The organism is Gimesia sp. (assembly GCF_040219335.1).
In the GTDB taxonomy this organism is placed as follows: domain Bacteria; phylum Planctomycetota; class Planctomycetia; order Planctomycetales; family Planctomycetaceae; genus Gimesia.
The window spans coordinates 416,539-434,998 of the sequence record NZ_JAVJSQ010000019.1; the positions used below are offsets into that span (position 1 = coordinate 416,539).

11 protein-coding genes are annotated in these 18,460 nt (G+C 53.2%); all 11 read right to left on the reverse strand.

Features of this window, described 5'->3' with window-relative positions; genetic code table 11:
- Window positions 1–19: 19 nt before the first annotated feature.
- Genes RID21_RS16780 through RID21_RS16830 form a run of 11 tightly spaced genes read right to left on the reverse strand, consistent with a single transcriptional unit; the run spans window position 20 to window position 18,454 of the window.
- The gene (locus RID21_RS16780; RefSeq protein WP_350190777.1) at window positions 20–2,212 is read right to left on the reverse strand and encodes a hypothetical protein; all 2,193 of its coding nucleotides are present in this window, start codon (window positions 2,210–2,212) and stop codon (window positions 20–22) included.
- Between the two features lie 27 nt (window positions 2,213–2,239).
- Complete coding sequence (locus RID21_RS16785) at window positions 2,240–4,123, reverse strand: vWA domain-containing protein (RefSeq protein WP_350190779.1); 1,884 nt, start codon at window positions 4,121–4,123, stop codon at window positions 2,240–2,242.
- Entirely contained in the window at window positions 4,120–5,025 is a 906-nt protein-coding gene (locus RID21_RS16790) for a DUF58 domain-containing protein (protein ID WP_350190781.1), read from the reverse strand. Before RID21_RS16790 ends, RID21_RS16785 begins: the two co-directional genes overlap by 4 nt.
- A 6-nt stretch (window positions 5,026–5,031) precedes the next feature.
- A complete protein-coding gene (locus tag RID21_RS16795) occupies window positions 5,032–6,048 on the reverse strand; it encodes an AAA family ATPase (RefSeq protein WP_145185319.1) in 1,017 nt (338 codons plus the stop codon).
- Window positions 6,049–6,078: 30 nt separating this feature from the next.
- On the reverse strand, window positions 6,079–9,114 hold the full coding sequence (locus tag RID21_RS16800; RefSeq protein ID WP_350190783.1) for a VWA domain-containing protein: 3,036 nt from the start codon (window positions 9,112–9,114) through the stop codon (window positions 6,079–6,081).
- Window positions 9,111–10,952 (reverse strand): ATP-binding cassette domain-containing protein, encoded by a 1,842-nt coding sequence (locus RID21_RS16805; protein WP_350190785.1) that lies wholly within the window; start codon window positions 10,950–10,952, stop codon window positions 9,111–9,113. Before RID21_RS16805 ends, RID21_RS16800 begins: the two co-directional genes overlap by 4 nt.
- Window positions 10,953–10,970: 18 nt before the next feature.
- The gene (locus tag RID21_RS16810; RefSeq protein ID WP_350190787.1) at window positions 10,971–12,425 is read right to left on the reverse strand and encodes a hypothetical protein; all 1,455 of its coding nucleotides are present in this window, start codon (window positions 12,423–12,425) and stop codon (window positions 10,971–10,973) included.
- Window positions 12,422–13,465: an extracellular solute-binding protein gene (locus tag RID21_RS16815; RefSeq protein ID WP_350190789.1), complete on the reverse strand. Its 1,044-nt coding sequence runs from the start codon at window positions 13,463–13,465 to the stop codon at window positions 12,422–12,424. The genes RID21_RS16810 and RID21_RS16815 overlap by 4 nt, the downstream gene beginning before the upstream one ends.
- A complete protein-coding gene (locus RID21_RS16820; RefSeq protein ID WP_350190791.1) occupies window positions 13,462–15,087 on the reverse strand; it encodes a hypothetical protein in 1,626 nt (541 codons plus the stop codon). Before RID21_RS16820 ends, RID21_RS16815 begins: the two co-directional genes overlap by 4 nt.
- A 52-nt stretch (window positions 15,088–15,139) precedes the next feature.
- Window positions 15,140–16,819 (reverse strand): EF-hand domain-containing protein, encoded by a 1,680-nt coding sequence (locus RID21_RS16825; RefSeq protein WP_350190793.1) that lies wholly within the window; start codon window positions 16,817–16,819, stop codon window positions 15,140–15,142.
- 3 nt (window positions 16,820–16,822) lie between these two features.
- Window positions 16,823–18,454 (reverse strand): DUF1549 and DUF1553 domain-containing protein, encoded by a 1,632-nt coding sequence (locus tag RID21_RS16830; protein WP_350190795.1) that lies wholly within the window; start codon window positions 18,452–18,454, stop codon window positions 16,823–16,825.
- Window positions 18,455–18,460 lie beyond the last annotated feature (6 nt).

Here is an 18,460-nt window from a genome sequence, read left to right on the forward strand (position 1 = left end):
TATTCAATTCACACCTCTGTCAGAGGGCTTGTACGGCCTGCCGGCTTGGGGAAAACAACAGTTGACGATAGACCGTGTCCTGGGTCTGGCCCGGAATAAAGATCACCACCAGCCACTGTCCGGGAGCGGAAGGGTCCAGAATGCTCAGGTCTTCATAGTTGTTTCCCCCGGAAGGAGAAACCTGCGAAACAATCTGGAAAAGTCCTCCCTGATTGCGTACGCACAGGTCATCCATGAAACTCTGCTGAACATGGTTATGGATTCCATTGTGATACTGCTCGGTATTGAAGAGTCGGTATCTCGACGGGTAACGCGTCTGGTTCTGTGAGGGATGTTGCAGCCGGTGGTTCATGGGATATTTTGCCACTTTTCCGGCAGAGGTTCCGTTGTAGATCATCACTAAAGCCTGATTACCGAATTCTGCTTCAATCTGTTTTTTCAATTGCTCTCGCCCCTGCACGGTGGCCAACTGCTTTGTGTTAAATGATGCCCAGTTAAAAGACGGCTGTTCTGACTGGGGGTAATTATTGACGATGCGATTGAGCTGCGGCGTCCATTGCGGCATACGCTGGAAAACCGAATATTGTGTTGGAATGGAGCCCGCATAATAGGGCGGCCCGACCAGAGCGGCGTCCGTCCCGCGTGAATAGCGGTAATAATTCTCTCCCATTCCCAGTTCCAACTGGTTGAGCGAGGTCAGCAAGCCGGATTTGACTGGTGTTTCGACATCCTGATAAGAGCCCGTGAAAATCAGCTCGATCTGATTTTCTTTGACGGGTCTTCCCTGTGAATCCAGGTCAATGATCACCAGTGATTTGCGTTCGTGCGAAGTCTGCATGAAGAAATTCGAAATCAGAAATGCGATCACTGCAAAACCGACGGAGATCAGCGGGAAGGTAATCCAGGTAAAGCGTCTCAAGTTAAAACGACCCAGAACATAATATTCTCCCGGACCGATTACGGTGACGTAGCACAACAGAATCAACATAATCAGCGACGCAGGCACGATACGGAGATGTTCCGGCATCAGACTGGAGACGACAGCGCCCCCCGTGCTGACAGGGTGATAATTCAGATTGAACATTTCGGCGGGAGTATAAGCTTCTCCATAGCGACTATGATTCTGCTTTACCCGATCGACATAGGCATTGATCAGCGGCTGTTCGTCCCAGCGTTGATTTGCTGCGTAATAGTCCTGTTGAGACTGACGCAGTTTCCAGAGAAAAAAGGGAATCTGTCTGCGTTGCGTTTCAGATAACGAGTCGTTTGCGATCGCATCTGCAGTCACGATCACAGAGCGCCCCCAGCCGGTTCGAAAAAACCAGGTCGTCTGGGCTTCGTCCTGCTCCAGTTTTCCGGCGGAGTTGAGCACAAAGGGCGTGCTTCCCACATTATCTGACAACTGGTTGAGAAACTGCACCTGTGAAGGCTTGGGATTCTCCCCTACCAGCACGCACAGACTGCCCCCCGAGCGTACCCACTGCAGAATGGCCCGCAGATGCCGTGATTCGAATGCTTCCAGCCCCTGCTCTGTAATCAGCAGGATGTCGTATTGATGACAATCTAAAGGAAGCTGGGGAAACTCAGCCGGTCCTACATAGATCGAGAATGTCTGCATATTGAGAGATAAGGGGCGATTTGTCAGGTAGCCTCGATTATCCAGACCGTGTTTTCTGAGAATTTGCCGCAGATCGACGGGTAACGGATCGGAGGGACTGATCGCTTCAAATTTAAGTTCATCCAGGAGACGTTTTTCAGCCTGGGAGAGACTGGTATCAAACGAATCACAAAAGCCGACAGCAAACATGCGTTCATAAACACGCCCGACACGGAGTAGAAACTCATTTTTCAGATCGTACTTTCTGTCCGCTGTAACGAAACTGACCTGTAAGCTGACATTGGAAAACGCGTTGTCCACCTTCATCGGAGGCAGCATCATGGGGATTTCATGGAAACCGGCGTGTAACGCAACATCATTCGAACGATACTGACCAAACTGTTGAACGCCATCGTGGGCAGTGACCAGGAAATAGCCTTCCAGAAGTCCTGTCGAGGCAACCGAGCATTGCCAGACCAGGGTCAGTGGTCCATCTCCCTTGGGGGACTGAGATGTCTGCCGCAAATCAACCGTCATGGGCAGGTTCTGCGCATGGACGGCAGCAGGCATCGACAGACACAGCAACCAGATCAAAATCAGGAGTTGGCGCAACATGGTTCGATTTCAGGTTGAGGACGGATTTTAAGTAGGAACACCCGATGGTTTGCGTTGGAAATACCACCATTCGAGTAGTAACAGGAAAAACGCGATCAGGGCAAACTCACTCCAGAGCGGTTTATCGCTGTCAATCTGCGCTGCCGCTGCGCTGACCGGAACTTCGCTGAACTGGATCTTCTCTACGGAAACGAGAGAAGTTTCCAGAGGGTTCAATAAACTCACGCCAATTTCGGCATCTTTAGCACCTTCGCCACTGATGTTGTAAGTGCCCACATGGAGCGCCGCGATGCCGGACAAGACGCCATTCGCATCACTCTTCACTGTCATCGTCTTACCGACAGGGGACTTAATCTGGTAACTCTGCTCCGGCTGATATTCCACAACCGGTAAAACCGGTGTTGCTGCGGCTTGAGTTTCAGCGATTCCTGCCTCCTGCAGAGTTAACTGTACCAGGTTCGAAACCAGAATGGGAAAACCAACTCGATAAGGGAGTGTCGAACGGTCTGTATCGAACAGAAAATAGAATTCCTGATCGGTGGGAGTCCTTTTCTGCAGTAACAGTGGTCCCAGTTTGCCGTGAATCAGAACTTCGTAGCCCAGTTCTTCCAGATTTTCTACGCCGGAGTTCTCCGTCCAGACCGGCTGCTGGGTGATCTGGACATCACTCAACTGTACGTGTCTGAGCAGCGATGAACTGCGGTTCCAGTCCACCACTTCGGTCAGTTCCGTTTCCAGCTTGATATACTTCTCTAACTCTTCCGGTACAAAGCCGACTCCCAGTTTGATTAATGCTTCACGATCCATATCCTTAGCGGCACCGGAAATGACCAGATCGTATTCCGCAGGCGCTGAGCTTTGATCTGGTTGTGGATAAAGGATCATCTCGGAGTTTTCATCCAATGCATACCGATAGCTGGCTAACTCAGGATCCACATAAACCAGAAGTTGGCGAGACTGGGGAATGGTCAGATAGGCTTCGTTATCGGCGACCAGACTGTCTGCGCCTGCAGGAGTCAGGATGGCTTTGATTTTTGAAGCGCCTCCCGCATCAACGGAGAATTCCAGTCGTTGTGATTCTCCCGGGCCCAGAACAATCTCTTCCCGGGCGACACTCTGTCCATCCTGGATCAGTTCGACCGAGGCGGAACTGTCTGCCTGCTTTGAGTTCTCGATCCGCAGGAAGACATCCCAGGTCCCCGCCTGATTTTTGCGGGCATTCATGGAGGTGATTCCGACATTCACGCCAGCAGGAGGCAACAGCTGGTAATTCAGCTCAAAGGGGAGTTCAAAGTCGATCTCTTGTGGGAAATTACCATCGGAGTAGAAGAGGACTGATTTAATCGGGGCGGTGCGTGAGAGTGCCTGTGTCATCCGCAGCGCGTCTTCCAGCTGGCTGGGAACATCATCTACTTCGAGTGATGCCAGCGACTTTTTGAGAACACGCTGATTGTCGGTGAAATCAGTCAGCCGCCGGGCAGTCGAGCCGACGGCGACCAGCGAGATTCTCTGGTCGGGCAGCATATTCTCGATCAGCTCATTCACTCGCTCTTTGGCGAGATCCAGCCGTGACTTTTTTGTTTCCGGATCGGTCGCAGCCATACTGGCGGAGCAGTCGATCAGAATTGGCAGGTATTCGGCCCGTTCTGCCCCGCTCTGGATATAAGGCTGCATTAAAGCCAGAACCAGGAACAGCAGTAACAGGATCTGCAGCAGTAACAGAATGCTGCGTTTGAATTTCTGAAAAGGAGAATTCACCCGACGGTCATTGATGACCTGGCTCCAGAGTGCCAGCGAAGGCACGCGCTGATGCGGTCGCTTGAGTTTCAAAAAGTAAAACACAAGCAGCGGAATCAGCAGCAATAGAAACCAGGCACCCTGCAGAGCGTAAAATCCGGGCCAGAAATTCATCGTACCCATCCTTTCCGCCGCAGCTGATCAAAGAGAACATGCTCCAGGGATTCACCACTGTTGACTGAGAGGAAACGTCCCGAACGCTGTCGACACAGGGATGAAAGGTGGTCTTCCAGCATGGCTCGGTGCTCGTGATACAACCCCAGCAGGTCACCTGCAGAGGAAATATCGAGAGTCTGGCCTGTCTCGCTGTCGACCAGACGCAAGTCCCCGTTGATTTCCGGATTGACTTCTGAAGGAGCCAGAATCTGAACCCCGAAGATTTCCAGCCCTGCACTGAATAACAAATTCAAAGGACGCTGCAGATCACCGAAAGATTCAAAATCAGAGAGAATGACCGCGATCCCCCGTCCACGGTGCGTCCGTAACACATCTTCCACGGCCTGCTCGACCGGTTCATCTCCGCCTGGTTCCAGAGCCGTCAGAAAGTCAAACAGTCGTTTCATACTGACCCGACCCGATGAGGGCGGAAACTGGGCCGGACGCCCTCCCCGCTGATTACAGGCATATGCGCTGACCTTCTCAAAGTTTAACAGCCCCATGACTCCGAAAGCTGCAGCCAGTTGTTTTCCCCGTTCGAATTTGTCTTCGTAATCCATTGAAGACGAGGCATCGAGGATGATGACGACGTGCATTTCCTCTTCATGCTGATACTGTTTCATGAAGGGACGATTCAGACGCGAAAATATATTCCAGTCGATGTAGCGGACATCATCGCCGGCCACGTAGTTCCGATAATCAGAAAACTCGGTGCTCGATCCCCCTTTGCCGGTCAGGTGTTCGCCTCGACTTCGATTCGTAAGCCGCCTGGTCGGGTTGAGGCGCATCCGCTCCAGCATCGATAACGTCTTGTTTTCGAACAGCGGGGTATACTGCGTTAAGGCTGAATTCTCGGCCACGGTCCGTTACTCCTTCTCGGGCAGTTCCTGGCAGATTTTGGTGATCAGATCGGTTACTTTGATATTTTCCGCCTGCCCGTCATAGTTGAGCAGCACCCGATGCTGCAGCACCTCGTTCGCAAAGTAGCGAATGTCTTCAAACGCCACGTGCGCCCGGCCTTCACTCAAAGCACGCACCCGCGCCGCTTTCACCAGGGACTGCGCTGCCCGGGGACTGGCGCCCCAGTGAATGAATCTGCGGACCTCATCGGTTGCGAAATCGGTTCCCGGATGGGTTGAGAGCACCAGACGAATGGCATAGTCGCGGATTGGTTCGACAACCACAACCTTTTCCAGCACCGAACGCAGTTCCAGAATCTGACTGCTATTGAGCAGTTTGGTCAGTTCGACCGGCTGTTTCAGAATGGTCTGCTGCACAATCGTGTTGAGTTCTTCACGGTTAGGAAACGGAACATTAATTTTGAACATAAAGCGGTCCAGCTGTGCTTCCGGAAGTGGATAGGTCCCTTCCTGCTCAATCGGGTTCTGGGTTGCCATCACAAAAAAGGGCTGGTCCAGCCGATACTGTGTCCCGCCGGCGGTGACGGTTCCTTCCTGCATCGTTTCCAGCAGGGCCGACTGTGTCTTGGGTGACGCCCGGTTGATTTCGTCTGCCAGCAGTAACTGGGTAAAAATCGGTCCTTTGCGGAATTCGAAGCGGTAGGTCCCGGTTTCGTCGGTACTCATGATATTGGTGCCGATAATATCCGCAGGCATGAGGTCCGGAGTAAACTGAATCCGTTGAAAATGAAGGTCCAGTACCCGGGAGAGTGCTTTCACCAGTTCGGTTTTCCCCAGTCCGGGGACCCCTTCCAGCAGGACATTGCCGCCACAAAACAGGGCATAGAGTGTCGATTCTACGACCCGCTCCTGGCCGATAATCATCCGGCCCACTTCGGACCGCACCTCGTTGAACACTTTTTTAAAGTGATCGGCTTCGGCCTGTAACACGATGGGTTCGTCGGTTGTTTCCGGCTGATTCATATTATTCTCCACGGTTGAAAACCTGTCTGATTACTGATCGTTATCTTTGTCTTCTGAATTTCGTTTTCGTTTCATGTCCAGTAAACGCCCTGTCGTGGACTGATTATCCGGTGGCGTTTGCGGCGGAGGTGGTGCCGACTGCTGATTTCCGGAATCTTTTGCCCCGGGGGGCTTAGGTGTAGTTGCAGGTCCCTTCTGCAGACCCTGCTCCTGTAGTTGGGCAAGAGTCGACTGGCCAGTTTGTTCGGTCGAGCCGCCGCGGCGGGCATCCAGATCGTCCACCACATCCTGTTTGCGCTGCAACAGTGCTCCCATCGTAGCGGTGCTCTGTTTCTGCTCCTTCCCGAACCCAAACCAGCCTTTGATGACGTACCAGTCAAGCTGTACCCGACGGATGGCAACGTCCAGGGGAACGAGGATTGCCAGTGCCATCAGAAACCAGTCGAAGACCGGGTTGGAACTCTGTTTAGGATCGCGGCGACCGTAAATGACGTCTGTTGCATTCACGGGATCCAGCCGTTGCCCGCCGGTCTTTTGTGCAATTTCTTCCAACACAATGGGATTTGAGCGAAACCGCAGGAATTCTGGTGAATAAGGTACTATGAAACCCCCGTTGGCGTGATCTTCCCGTTCCCCCGATTTTCCAAGAGCCGTGACCTGGTATCGCCCCTTCCCCCAGAGAGGTACCTCAGCCTGGTAGCGACGGGGGCTGACCTGCTTCAGCACCACGGTCTCTTTCCGATCATGGGGGCCAGCAATCCGAGCTGCGACATTTAGAAACGATTCTTCCGGGTGAAAGTCTTCCACCATAATCGTTGCTTTATTACCTGTAACATGGCTCCACAGTTTCAGATGATCCTGTTTCTGCACACGTGAGATCTTGATCATCAGCTGTTTAACAAACGCCTGGTAGTGATCCCAGTTGACCCAGTCTTTTCCCCAGTTGGGAGAGAGGTCCGAAGTAAAGGCGGCCGTCGTTCCCAGTCCGTAACGCCAGAAGGAAAGAACCGGATCAATCTCCCCTTCGGCTTCTTTCTTTTCCGGCGCGTTTAAGACACCTTCTGCCCGTGGTTTGATTGTGGTTAACACATAACCAAACAGGGGTGGAATGCGTTCGATGCCGTTCAATACCGGAGAAATCATTCCGACCTCCGGCACGAACGTTTCATTCTGAATCATGCTCCGTTTCAGCGTTTTCGATTCTTTGATGAAGATCGAAGGTAACTGGTTGGGATCGGAGGGGAAGTAATACCGGCCTCCGGTGGCGCCCGCGATGGCCCGCATCGTCGAAATATCGCGTCCGCCATGTGGGAAGATGGCGACCATCGAAACGCTGACTTTATTCTTCTGAAAATCACTGATCAACTGCGGCGCGGGGGGCTGAGGATCTCCATCCGAGATGATGATCATGTGCTTGGTGGAGGCATCACTTTCTTTCAAACCCTTCAGTCCCAGGCGCATCGTGTTAACAAAGCTGGGCATATCGCCAATTTGCGCGCCATTGATCTTGGGAACCATTTTTTCATAATCGCCGGCAGGCGTCAGCTTGAACAGCCACTTTTCGCCCTCCATATAATCGTAGACCAGAACCCCGACTTCATCCTGGGCTCCTAAAACCTTAATCGCCTGTTTGGTAATGCGTTTCCCCCAGGTGTTCCCCTCCGGAAACTCACAGGTATGCAGAATAATTGCCAGCGCGCCTTTAGGTAGTACTTTCTTTTTGGTGATGTCCATCGTGACGGGCAACGCGTCTTCAATAACCGTACGGTGATAGCCCCCTGGGCCGAAGCTGTTGTCTCCGCCGACCATCATGAAGCCGATGCCCTGGTTGAAGACGGAGTCGTGGACGGCTTTGAGTTGAATGACATTAAACGCATCAGCGGGTACGTTCACGAAAAGAACCGCGTCATAAGGCATCAGCGAGAGCGAGTCACTCGGGAATTCATAAGCCGAAACGACATCGACATTGCGTTCTCCTTCGCGAATCGCTTTCACCAGCGACTCCCAGTCCCGGTCATCACCGGCCGGATTCGTTACAACGAGAACTTTCCCTTCGCCTTCGACGTAGATGTAATTGATGACGGTATTGTTTTCGCGGATCTGGTCATCGGCAGCCTGGGTTTCGATTGTCGCGGAATACTCGTAGTAGCCGGGATCACGCAGGTAGACGGGGACGACAAATCGATTTTTGCCGGCTTTGAATTTGACTTCCTGTTCGTAAATCTGTTCTCCGTTCTCACGCAGCACCAGCTTACCCGCACCATCCTGCAGCGAAGAGAGTACCACGGAAGCTTCATAGTTTTCGCCCAGTTTGACGAACCGTGGCAATTCCAGATTTTCCAGCCAGACTTCTTTGTCGTATTCGTATTGAATCGGCAGCACATCCACGGCGATATCGCGGGATTTCAGCTCGTCCAGAATCTGTGAAATGGAGCCTTCAGTCTCGGTGCCATCGCTGATCAATACGATGCGTCCGCGGTTTTCTTCAGGCAGCATGGCAGCGGCCAGTGACAGAGTCTGCTCGAGATTGGTCGCATCCCTGTCGATACGCGAATTCAATGCTTCAAACGGGAACGACATGCGGGGCGGCAGTTCGACAGCCGAATTTCTTCCGAAGACAACGAGACCGGCTTCATCCATGGGCGGTTTTTCGGTGACCGTTTTCGTAACGAATTCCAGTGCCTCGTCGACGGACCGTTCGCCGATGGAATCGGATAGATCCACCGCGTAGACCACCGAGATCACATCCCGTACTCGAACGGACCGTGGCTCTGCAATCAGGATCACAAACAGCCCCAGCATCACCAGACGCGTCAGCAGCGCAGCCAGTGCCCTGCCCCTGCTCAGCCCGCCATAACCGGCGACAGAGAGCCACCAGACCCAGACCGCGAAGAAAATCAGCACGAATGCCCAGGGCCGGGCAAAGAGCAGGACTCCCGAAAGTTCGAGGCCCACGCAAAGGCCGGCATAAAGCAACAGGAAGAAAATCAAAGGGAGTGCCCGCCGCCACCTCACCGACGTGCGTGCTCTGGGAACTAACTGTTGATAGAGTTCTTTGATTTTCATGGTGTCAATTTTACGATTAAACGATTTCCGGTGTCAGCCACGAATACCTGATCTTTTGAATTTACTGTCAGTCCCCAGGGAGTCAGGAATTCTCCCTGTTGCATCCCCGTTTTCCCAAACCGCCCCAGGATGTTTCCCTGCAGGTCTGTTTTGGTAATGCGTCCCGATCCGTATTCCACGATATACAATTCACTGGTCTTGCGGTCGATGGCGATGTCATAGGGGTAATAGAGGGGAATTCCCCCGGTTTTTGCTCCCAGAATTTCCAGAAACTCACCTTCATCTGAGAAAATCTGAATCCGGTTATTGATTGCATCCGAGACATAAATTTTGTGATCATGCCAGACCATTCCCGCCGGGCGCTGAAATTCCCCCGGTCCGGTCCCCACCTTGCCGAATTCGAGCAGATACTCGCCCGTTTCCGAGAACTTCTGAACGCGATCGTGATTCCCATATTCGCAGACGTAGATGTCTCCCTCCGGATCCTGCACCACAGACACCGGGTAGATAAACTGGGAAGGACCTTCACCATACTCGCCCAGCATGCGGAGCACATTTCCCTCTTTGTCAAAGAAGACGACGCGATGATAGTGGGTATCCGCAACCGCGATCTCGCCATTTCTGAGCAGACAGACCCCTTCCGGCTTGCCGATCTCAAAATCAGGCATCTCCCACTGTTTGATCAATTCATCTTTCGCATCATAAACCAGGACCCGTCCTGCGTTATCCAGGACGTAGAGTTCATCGTCAGGCCCCACATTCAGACTGCGCGGCGCGGGTACCTTGATGCCTTCCGCGGGAACCGGCCACTGAGAGATGTCGGAAAAGGATAACTCTGGCGCATCCCCTGTAATACAGCCTCCGCACAAGAGCAGACAGCAGAAAAGAATCAGCAGGCGAATGGAAATTCGCTGTCCCGCTTCCAGGGCTGCTCGCGCGGGTCGATGATAAAAAGTATGTGCTGCACCGGTTTCCCGGTTCATGGTGCGGACTTCTTCCATGGTACCGAGAAAGTGAGTCTGTTTGATTTCGAACGGACCGGCTGGGTCAGTGATCAATTCCACCTGTTCGGGACGGGCCAACATGGGTAAAACGGAGGTATCCCCGGACGAATCGATTTCATTCACGGGCCCCAGAAATGAAGCCGCCTTCACCGAGGGGGGCGAACGATAAAGTTCATTGACTGGACCATGATAGACAACCTGCCCCTGATCCAGGCAGATGACCTGTTGTGCTTCGCGCAGGACCAGTTCGGGAGAATGTGTGGAAAATACAAGTGAAATACCGTGGGAGAGACAGTACGCGCGAATGAAATCCCAGTACTGGGGCCAGTGTGCCTGATCGACGTGGACCAGTGGTTCATCCATCACCAGGACTTTCGCCTGACTGGCCAGGGCCCGGACTACCGAAAGCCGGGACGCTTCTCCCTGGGACAACTGTCCGGGGTATTTATGACTCACTTCGGTTAACCCGAAGGCGGCAAGCAGTTCATCGACGTGTGCCTGTTGCTGATCTGGGTCCGGGCTGACCAGCAGACAATGCTCGCGGACCGTATACTGGGGCCAGAGTCCCATACTGTGGGGCACCCAGAACAGGTCGAGGGTTGCGGTTTCCGAGTGTGTCTGGTTGCGTTGAATGTCTCCCCGATCGGGCCGTTCAAAGCCAACCAGCAGGTTTAACAGAGATGTCTTGCCTGCACCGGAATACCCCATGATGGCGGTCACCCCGGCTGGAATTTCCAGGTCGATGCCCTCCAGGCGTACGCCCCCCTGCCAGGACAGGCTGACTTCGCTCAGTCGCCAGAGAAGTGTTTCAGATTGGGGAGCCGTTACAACCATGGTTGAACTTTTTTACTTTCAGGCAGGCACTCGATAGCTGGCGATCCAGAATCGTTTCACAATGGGAACAAGTGCCAGACAGAGACAGACCGGCACCAGAAAACAGAAAAAGGTGATCGCGGACAACATTGCGTTCTGTCCATAATGCATGAGTCCGTATAAACGAACAGCTGACGTCATCGTGCTGCCGGGAGCGAGAATCGAGCTGATCGTGACGTCCCAGTAAGCCCAGAAAGCCAGCAGGACCACGGCCCAGAATTGCATTCTTCCCGAGACGGCCCAGAGCAATTCGCCCCCCTGCCCGGCTTGAGAGGGCCGCGGGGACTGACGAAGTAACTGTGCCAGAAACAGTCCGGCATGCTGTTCTCGTTTGAGGAGCATCAGCCGCAGGAACAGGGCGCGGGGAAACAGAAACAACACAAACCCGAGCAGCACCGGAATCGGAGTACCATACATGACTGAGCCGGCGCGGGTGAGAAACAGGGATGCCAGCCCAAGCGCGAGGATCAGCGCACCACACAAACCAGGTAGACAGCACAAGAGGCCCATCAGTCGGGTGAATACGGTGGAATCCTGTTTTAAAAAGAATGAGGCCAGTCCCCAGGCGGCAATACCGGTTGTCGCTGCGTAGGCCAGCGCCCAGGCGCACTCCTGTAAAATGCTGATGAGTTGATACTGATTCTGGAGCAGATTCAGCAGTGATTTTAAACTCCCACCACTGATTAAGAGAAAGGGAACCAGCACGACCAGGGCAAAAGCGGCCCCCAGGTAACACCAGTCCCAGAGCTTCGCTTTCTGAAGAGTGGGAGCTGGCGTTTCAGTCGCTTCCACTTTTCTGGTCTCTCTCTGAAACCGCTGCAACAGGCTGAAGACCCCCAGCAGGATGACGACTTCAATCGCGAGAGGCCCCAGCAGAAAAGAGAGTGTTTCCTGCACGGGAACGCCGCCCGCCTGCGCATCAAAGATCCAGACGGTCCAGGAATCGCGGTACATCAGCGAGGCCATTTCAAATTCCTGAAAGCTCAACAGAAATAACAGCGTCCAGACAGGGATCGACAATCGCAGGGAATTCCAGAGAAAAAAACTGGCCCGGGTTTTCAGGCTGGCCAGTCGCGAACCCGGCGTCCGAAAGACGCGTCGGATGAAATCCGCTTCGGGAGAGATTAACGCTCCCCCTGCCATACTGAAACAGAGTATGCCCACAGGGACCACTTTCATTAAAACCAGAGTTGAGTATGTCAGTTCGAGCAGGGCAGGATACTGCACGAATCTGACAGAAATCAGAGACCAGGCATATCCCACCAGGAGTTCAGGAACAAATAACGGTGATAAAATCAGAATTAACAGGAACCAGGCACGAGATTCAAACGCTTTCCGTGTCGGCGGGGTCAACCGCCGGGCTAAAAAGACTCCGATGAATGAAATACATAAACTGCGCAACACGGTCACGCCACAGGCAGTGGCCAGGCTCATTTCAAGTACTCCGTTTTGAGCCAGTCCAGCGTCTGCTCTCTTTGTTTGACCAGATTCGTCAGGGGATATGCTTTTTCGATCTCAGACCGATACTGTTTTACTTCTTCTGGAACCTGCTCCCAGTCGACCGGCCCCAGGGGAATCTGGCGTGACTGCGAGCGGGCCAGTTCCAGTTCAGCCCGCTCCGAGAGCAGAAAATCGACCAGTTTCTCGGCCTGCTCCCGCTTTTGAGTTCCTTTAATGATCGCCACGCTGTTGGGAATCAGAATGACTTTGTCCTCGATCGTCACGGGGACGGCAGCTACCGGCTGTTGCTCATCGACGGCGACAAAATAGTCATCCGTGTCTGTATAGCCCAGTACGCAGGCACCGCCGGCGACAAGGTTCTTGACTTGAGAATTTCCGGTCGTGACCTGAATCCCCCGTTTGAGTTGTTCCGCATACCAGGCTTTGAGTTGATCCAGTCCCCAGACATCACAGAGGATGGTGAAATGAGTGAGCGTCGTCCCGTACAGGGGTTTGGCAATCGCGACCTGGTCCAACGGCCCGGCCAGAACCTTCTCGATGGCGGCGGAATCCGCCTGCAGCTGATTCGTATTGGTAATAAAAACCCGCAAACGGGCTGCGAAACCGGTCCAGCAACCTTCCGGATCTTTGAATGACTCAGGGATTCGTTCGTATCCGGAGCCTTTATAGCTTTCCAGCAGTCCACGGGATTTCAGATCCGCGGTGCCCAGGGTCTGATTATTCCAGAAGACATCGCACTGGGGATGCTCCTGTTCCCGTATGATCAGATTCGTCAGGCCGAGAGATTTAGTCGCTTCGGTATCGAACCGGGGTTCGACGGCAATTCCCGTCTCCGCCATGAATTCGTTGAGTATTTTTTCCGAAAAGATAGAGTCATGTGCGCAGTACACAACCAATGGATCTGCCTGCTTCTGAACATAGAAGACGACTCCAATTCCCAACAGGGCAAGCAGCAGGATGATAATTAAGGTAAGCCAGCCGGGAGCACCCTGGGGCCTGATTTGTTCATTCATTTCTGAGGTGTATTCTCGTCAGTTTTTTTCTCGAGTGAGTTGAAATACTTCTTGATTCCGTCGTGATACCCGGGCGGGATCTGCTCCTGCATGATGGCTTCGCTCATGCCCTGCTTGAGATCCGTGACCAGCTTGTTGTAGTTCTTCTTAGCTTCGCCACTGTCGCTGAGCCCCTTGGATTTGAAGGAAAGCAGGACCTTACCAGCGGTGATGGCCGACTTGGACTTTTCGGTTTTAAAACCTTTATCACCCGTGTCGTCTTCATCGACCTTGCCTCCTCCGCCCTGTCCCTCATTGCCGGTCCCTTCACCGGGCATTTCTCCCCCCATCATTTCTGCATAGAGTTCTTCGTAGTCTTCGAGGGTCATGCAGTTTTCGCAGGCTTCACCGTCGAGGCCTGATTTGTCGTTTGCCTTTTTAGCCATCTGTAGAACTTTGAGCGCTTCTTCCAGCTTTTTCATGTCTTTGGCCGACTGCGCCACTTCTTTGAGTTCCATTTTTGCCAGGTCCATGGACTCCATGGCTTCTTTGAAAGCCTCTTCGGGAGAAAGCCCCTTGGACTGCGCCATCTGCATCTGTTTCATGGCTCGCTTCAGCGCTGCAGCCATCGGCTTGGAAGAAGTCTGTTCCCGGGCGAATGACTCCATCTCTTTGAGTTTCTTCTGGATTTCATTCTGCAGTTTTTCCCGTTTGACCGGGTCTTTTTCTTTCATCAGCCGTTGCAGCTGATCTTTCAATTCATCCATCTCTTTGGTGAGTGACTGGGTCGAACCTTCCTGCAGCTCCTTAGACCACTTCTTCATGCCGTCGTCTTTCGACATGCCACCAAATTTCTGGGCCTGGTCTGCCTTCATCATCATGCTTTTCATATTCTCTTCGGCGCGCTGCCGCCACTTGCCTCCCAGGGACTTCTGGTGACCAGCCAGGGTCTTGGCATTTTCCTGTTTTTTGCCGGGGGTCATCTTGCGAAAGTCCGATTTCAGATTCTCTACCGCCAGTTTGACATCTTTAGACTCTTCGTCGCCTGCACCGTTATCTTTGTTCTTCAACTCAGCCATGCGGGCCTTTGTTGCTTTTTTCTCTTTCTGGAACTCCTTGACCTTTTCCTGTTCAATTTCCGCGGCCTGGACTTCACCGAAGGGGTCAAGTTGCGGCGCGTATTGCAGTGTCAGAAACAGAACCAGCGAGGAGGCACAGACCCAGCCCACCCGTTTCGCCCAGGCAAATTCCACAACCTGGAATGGTTTGATTTTCTGTGCCTGCTTTTCTGCGTCTTGCGCGACCAGGGGCTTATAATTGCCGACAGCCTGTTCCAGCATCGTCACCGTCAGAAACAGATCCTTGGTTCCCTGTCGCTGATCGATCAGGCGGGCTGCCTGTTCGCGATCGGGCCGGCGAAACAGAATCGCTGACAGCACCAGCGTACCGATGGCGACACTGCTGATGGACTCCAGTGGGAACCAGCCGGTCCAGTAGCCCGTCAACCGGCTGAAGAGCATCAGCGCCAGGTACAAGGATGCAGAGATTACAAATGACACAAAGAGAGCACGCCCCCAGACCGCCAGAGCCAGGCGGCGTTCTACGCGTTCGATCAGTCGATTTGATTTTGTCATTTGTTCCATGAGTTTTCTCCTTATTGACAGGAGTTGTTAGTCCATTGATTTGTCTGCGATACTAATCCGATTTCGGGGAGAGGGCCTCCGCCTCATCGGCGCTGATCAGGTGGTCCTGATTCTGGTCCAGTCGTTTAAATGTGGCTGCATCGAACAGAAATTCCCGTTCCGAAATGTCACCATCCCGGTTACGATCCATGCGTTGAAACCAGCGCGGTCCAGAAATGGTACGTGGGATTGTACTGTTCTGGTTCATTGCCATGGAATCCATCCGTGGATCAAACTGAAACAATTGCGGTTTCCCGAGTTCAAATGTCAGTTTGAAATGTCCTCGTAATTCTGCAGGATCCAGTGACTGGTCCCGGTTTTTATCATACTCCCGCACTCGCTGGAGACTGTTTTTGAGTTCGCGAGGGCTCAAGCGTCGATCCAGATCGGCGTCGAGAATTTCAAACAGCGATTTGCCATCGTTGCTGACTGTCATGACGACCTGGTTCTGTACGGAAGACGTTTTCTGAATCAGGTAGTCGGTCAGCTCTTCCCTGTGCAGCATTTCATCCTGATTCTGGTCCGCTTTCTGATAGTCGGCACCGGGGATGTTCAACTGCATGAATTCGTTTGGAGACAGATAACCATTTCTATCACTGTCGACAACGCGAAAACGAGTCTGGTAGAAACGGACATTGTCGGCCAGCATGTGCCGCGAACTCTTGACGCGAAATTCGAGTTGCAGACTGTCGAGCCGTAACTGCAGTCGCGAACGGGACGGAGATTCAACCTCGGTGACGCGGGGTGTCTGCTGACTGACGAATTTGAGCGTGGGCCTGAATGCTTTCTGTCGGGGGAGCGCCATTTCCAGTTGCAGCTCACTTGCGGGATGATGCAGCCAGGCCGATATCTCCTCTCGATTCAAATAACCATCCGCGTCCTGATCGAAATCCTGAATCTGGGATGTCCCACTGCTGGTGGAACTGAAACAGGCCAGAGCCAGGGCATCCTGCTGGGGATTGGCGTGTTCAACATATTTTTTCAACAGTTCGTCAACCGCCTGGCGAATCGAGCGATCGTTGTCCAACTGCCGGAAGGGGGTCTCGGTTTCTCCCTGACCTCCTCCAACCACGGTTTGAGTCTGATTCGCATTAAACGGGCGAAGTTCCGCCAGATTCAGCACTTCATCTTCATCACGATCAAACTGTGTCAACGCGCGGGAGCTGGCTTCGAATTCCGCATCGCTCACGGAACCATCGCCGTTGTAATCCAGTTTGCGAAAGAGTTCGATCACCTGGGACGATCTTGTAGGAGCCCCCGCGATGCGAAACGCAGAACCCTGGGCCCGGTGAATATAAGTCGCAAATTCACCGATGCTCAACTTCTGGTCCCGGGGCGCTACATCCAGTAAATGCAGCCGCTCTGCCGGGCTCCCCTGATCAAACAGGCGGATACCGAATGCCGGGACGTTTTCCATCTCGGTCTGATCAATGAACTGATCCTCGTTACGGTCCAGCGAGGTAAACAGGCGTTGGATGTAATCAGTCGTCGTCGCGCAGAAATCAGCTTCATCAACCTGAATGTTGACTGCAATCACGACGGGGGCAGAAGGTGCCAAAAGTAGTATTCGCTGGGCCGTCGCTGCCTGCGGCGCGGAATCCTGAACTTCTCCTGCCAAACTGATGCGCAACGGGACCAGTCCCAGCAGAGCTGCGGTCAGGTAGCAACAGATTGTCCTGGCGGCTGCGGTCATGTGTTAATGATTCAATAAAAACTCGCTACTGTTTAACAGAGCCCAGAACAGATTCGCATAGGCGTCCGTCTGGTCTTCACTGGCTGTGATATACGATTTCAGTCTGTTTTGTTCGGCCGATGTGGGAGGCCGGGAAAGCGTGGACAGATAAAAGGCTTCGATTTTCTGTTCGACCGATTGACCGGGGAAATCTACTATCGCGGTAAACACATCGGACTCTTCCAGACTGGTCGCGTTGGTGATAAAGGTACCGTTCATCAGCGCCAGAGCCTGCAATATTGTAGCCCGGGGCTCTAGTTGGTTTTCGGCCTCCGATTGAAACAGTTCGTAAATTTCCGTCTGGGGAGAATTTGTGCCTCCTGCGACCAATCGCGGATCCGTTTCTGTCGTCTGGCGGAAGAACCCCGTGGCCTGGACCAGATTGGCAAAGATCTGTTCTGAGGTCAGGCCCCGTGTCGGCATTTTTCCATACCATTGTGCACGAGACTGACTGGGATCGGTCTGGCGACTGGTGAGCTGATAGGTCTCAGAATTCGTGATTTCGCGAATCAGATATTTCAGATCGTAATCATGTTGCTGGAAGGCACGCGCCATGGCATCCAGCAGTTCCGGATGCGAGGCGGGATTGGTCGCAGAAAAATCATCGACCGGGTCCACGATGCCTCGACCAAAAAACAGACTCCAGATTCGATTGACCGACGCTTTGGCGAAATAGGGGTTCTGTGAAGATGTGATCCATTCCGATAGCCGTTCTCGGGGGCCACGCTGATTCTGTTCCCAGTCGATCTCTTTTCCGTTCAGAAGACTGGCTTCGACCAGTCGATTTGTATCGGGAATTTTGATGGCGGGTTTGCCGGTGACTTCTCTCAGGCTGAATCCGGTAATCAAATTATTCTGCTGGGACTGATCGAAATTGGCAAAGAAGGCTGCAAACTTCCAGAACTGCTCCTGCTTCCAGGTATCGAAGGGATGATCATGGCACTGGGCACATTCAATCCGGACTCCCAGAAAGGCACGGGAAGTACTGGCAGCCAGGCTCTCTGGTTTGAGCTGCTTAGCCACATAGAAAGCCCGCGGAGTGGGTTCCATTGTCTCTGCCTGTGCTGCGTCCTGATCAAAGGACGCTCCAATGATGGCACGTGCCAGAGCAGCGTAGGAAGTGTCGTTTCTCAGTTGAGTTCGCAGCCAGGCTTCGAATTCCGGCACCTGTTGGCGTGCAAATGGATCTGTGCCAGCTTCGGGAATCAAGATCTCCCGCCAAAGACTGGTGAAGTGGACCACGAACCCCGGACTGGCCAATAAGCGTTCAATCAACTGAGACCGTTTATCTGGAGTGGTATCTGCCAGAAACTGGCGTACTTCCGCTACCGGTGGAATTTTGCCGGACAGATCCAGGTAGACCCGCCTCATGAATTCCGCATCCGAAGCACAGGGGGCGATCTGAACGTGTTCGCGCTGGTGAGCCTGCCTGATAAACTGATCGATCTGACCGGCCAGCCGCTGTGGTTCGCTGTCGGTAGCAGACTTTTCCGCGGCCATGATACTCGACTGCATGCAGATGAGCAGTAGTCCTGCCAGTAGCAGACTGCCCACCTGAGTACCTCGGTTGTGCTGATTTTCGCTGGCACTTAACACGGGTGC

Bases quoted from the DNA above. Each gene is read 5' to 3' on its own strand.
- RID21_RS16800 (WP_350190783.1), bottom strand. From the start codon at position 9,114: ATGAAAATCAAAGAACTCTATCAACAGTTAGTTCCCAGAGCACGCACG.
- RID21_RS16785 (WP_350190779.1), bottom strand. From the start codon at position 4,123: ATGAATTTCTGGCCCGGATTTTACGCTCTGCAGGGTGCCTGGTTTCTA.
- RID21_RS16810 (WP_350190787.1), bottom strand. From the start codon at position 12,425: ATGAGCCTGGCCACTGCCTGTGGCGTGACCGTGTTGCGCAGTTTATGT.
- RID21_RS16820 (WP_350190791.1), bottom strand. From the start codon at position 15,087: ATGGAACAAATGACAAAATCAAATCGACTGATCGAACGCGTAGAACGC.
- RID21_RS16805 (WP_350190785.1), bottom strand. From the start codon at position 10,952: ATGGTTGTAACGGCTCCCCAATCTGAAACACTTCTCTGGCGACTGAGC.
- RID21_RS16795 (WP_145185319.1), bottom strand. From the start codon at position 6,048: ATGAATCAGCCGGAAACAACCGACGAACCCATCGTGTTACAGGCCGAA.
- RID21_RS16825 (WP_350190793.1), bottom strand. From the start codon at position 16,819: ATGACCGCAGCCGCCAGGACAATCTGTTGCTACCTGACCGCAGCTCTG.
- RID21_RS16780 (WP_350190777.1), bottom strand. From the start codon at position 2,212: ATGTTGCGCCAACTCCTGATTTTGATCTGGTTGCTGTGTCTGTCGATG.
- RID21_RS16815 (WP_350190789.1), bottom strand. From the start codon at position 13,465: ATGAATGAACAAATCAGGCCCCAGGGTGCTCCCGGCTGGCTTACCTTA.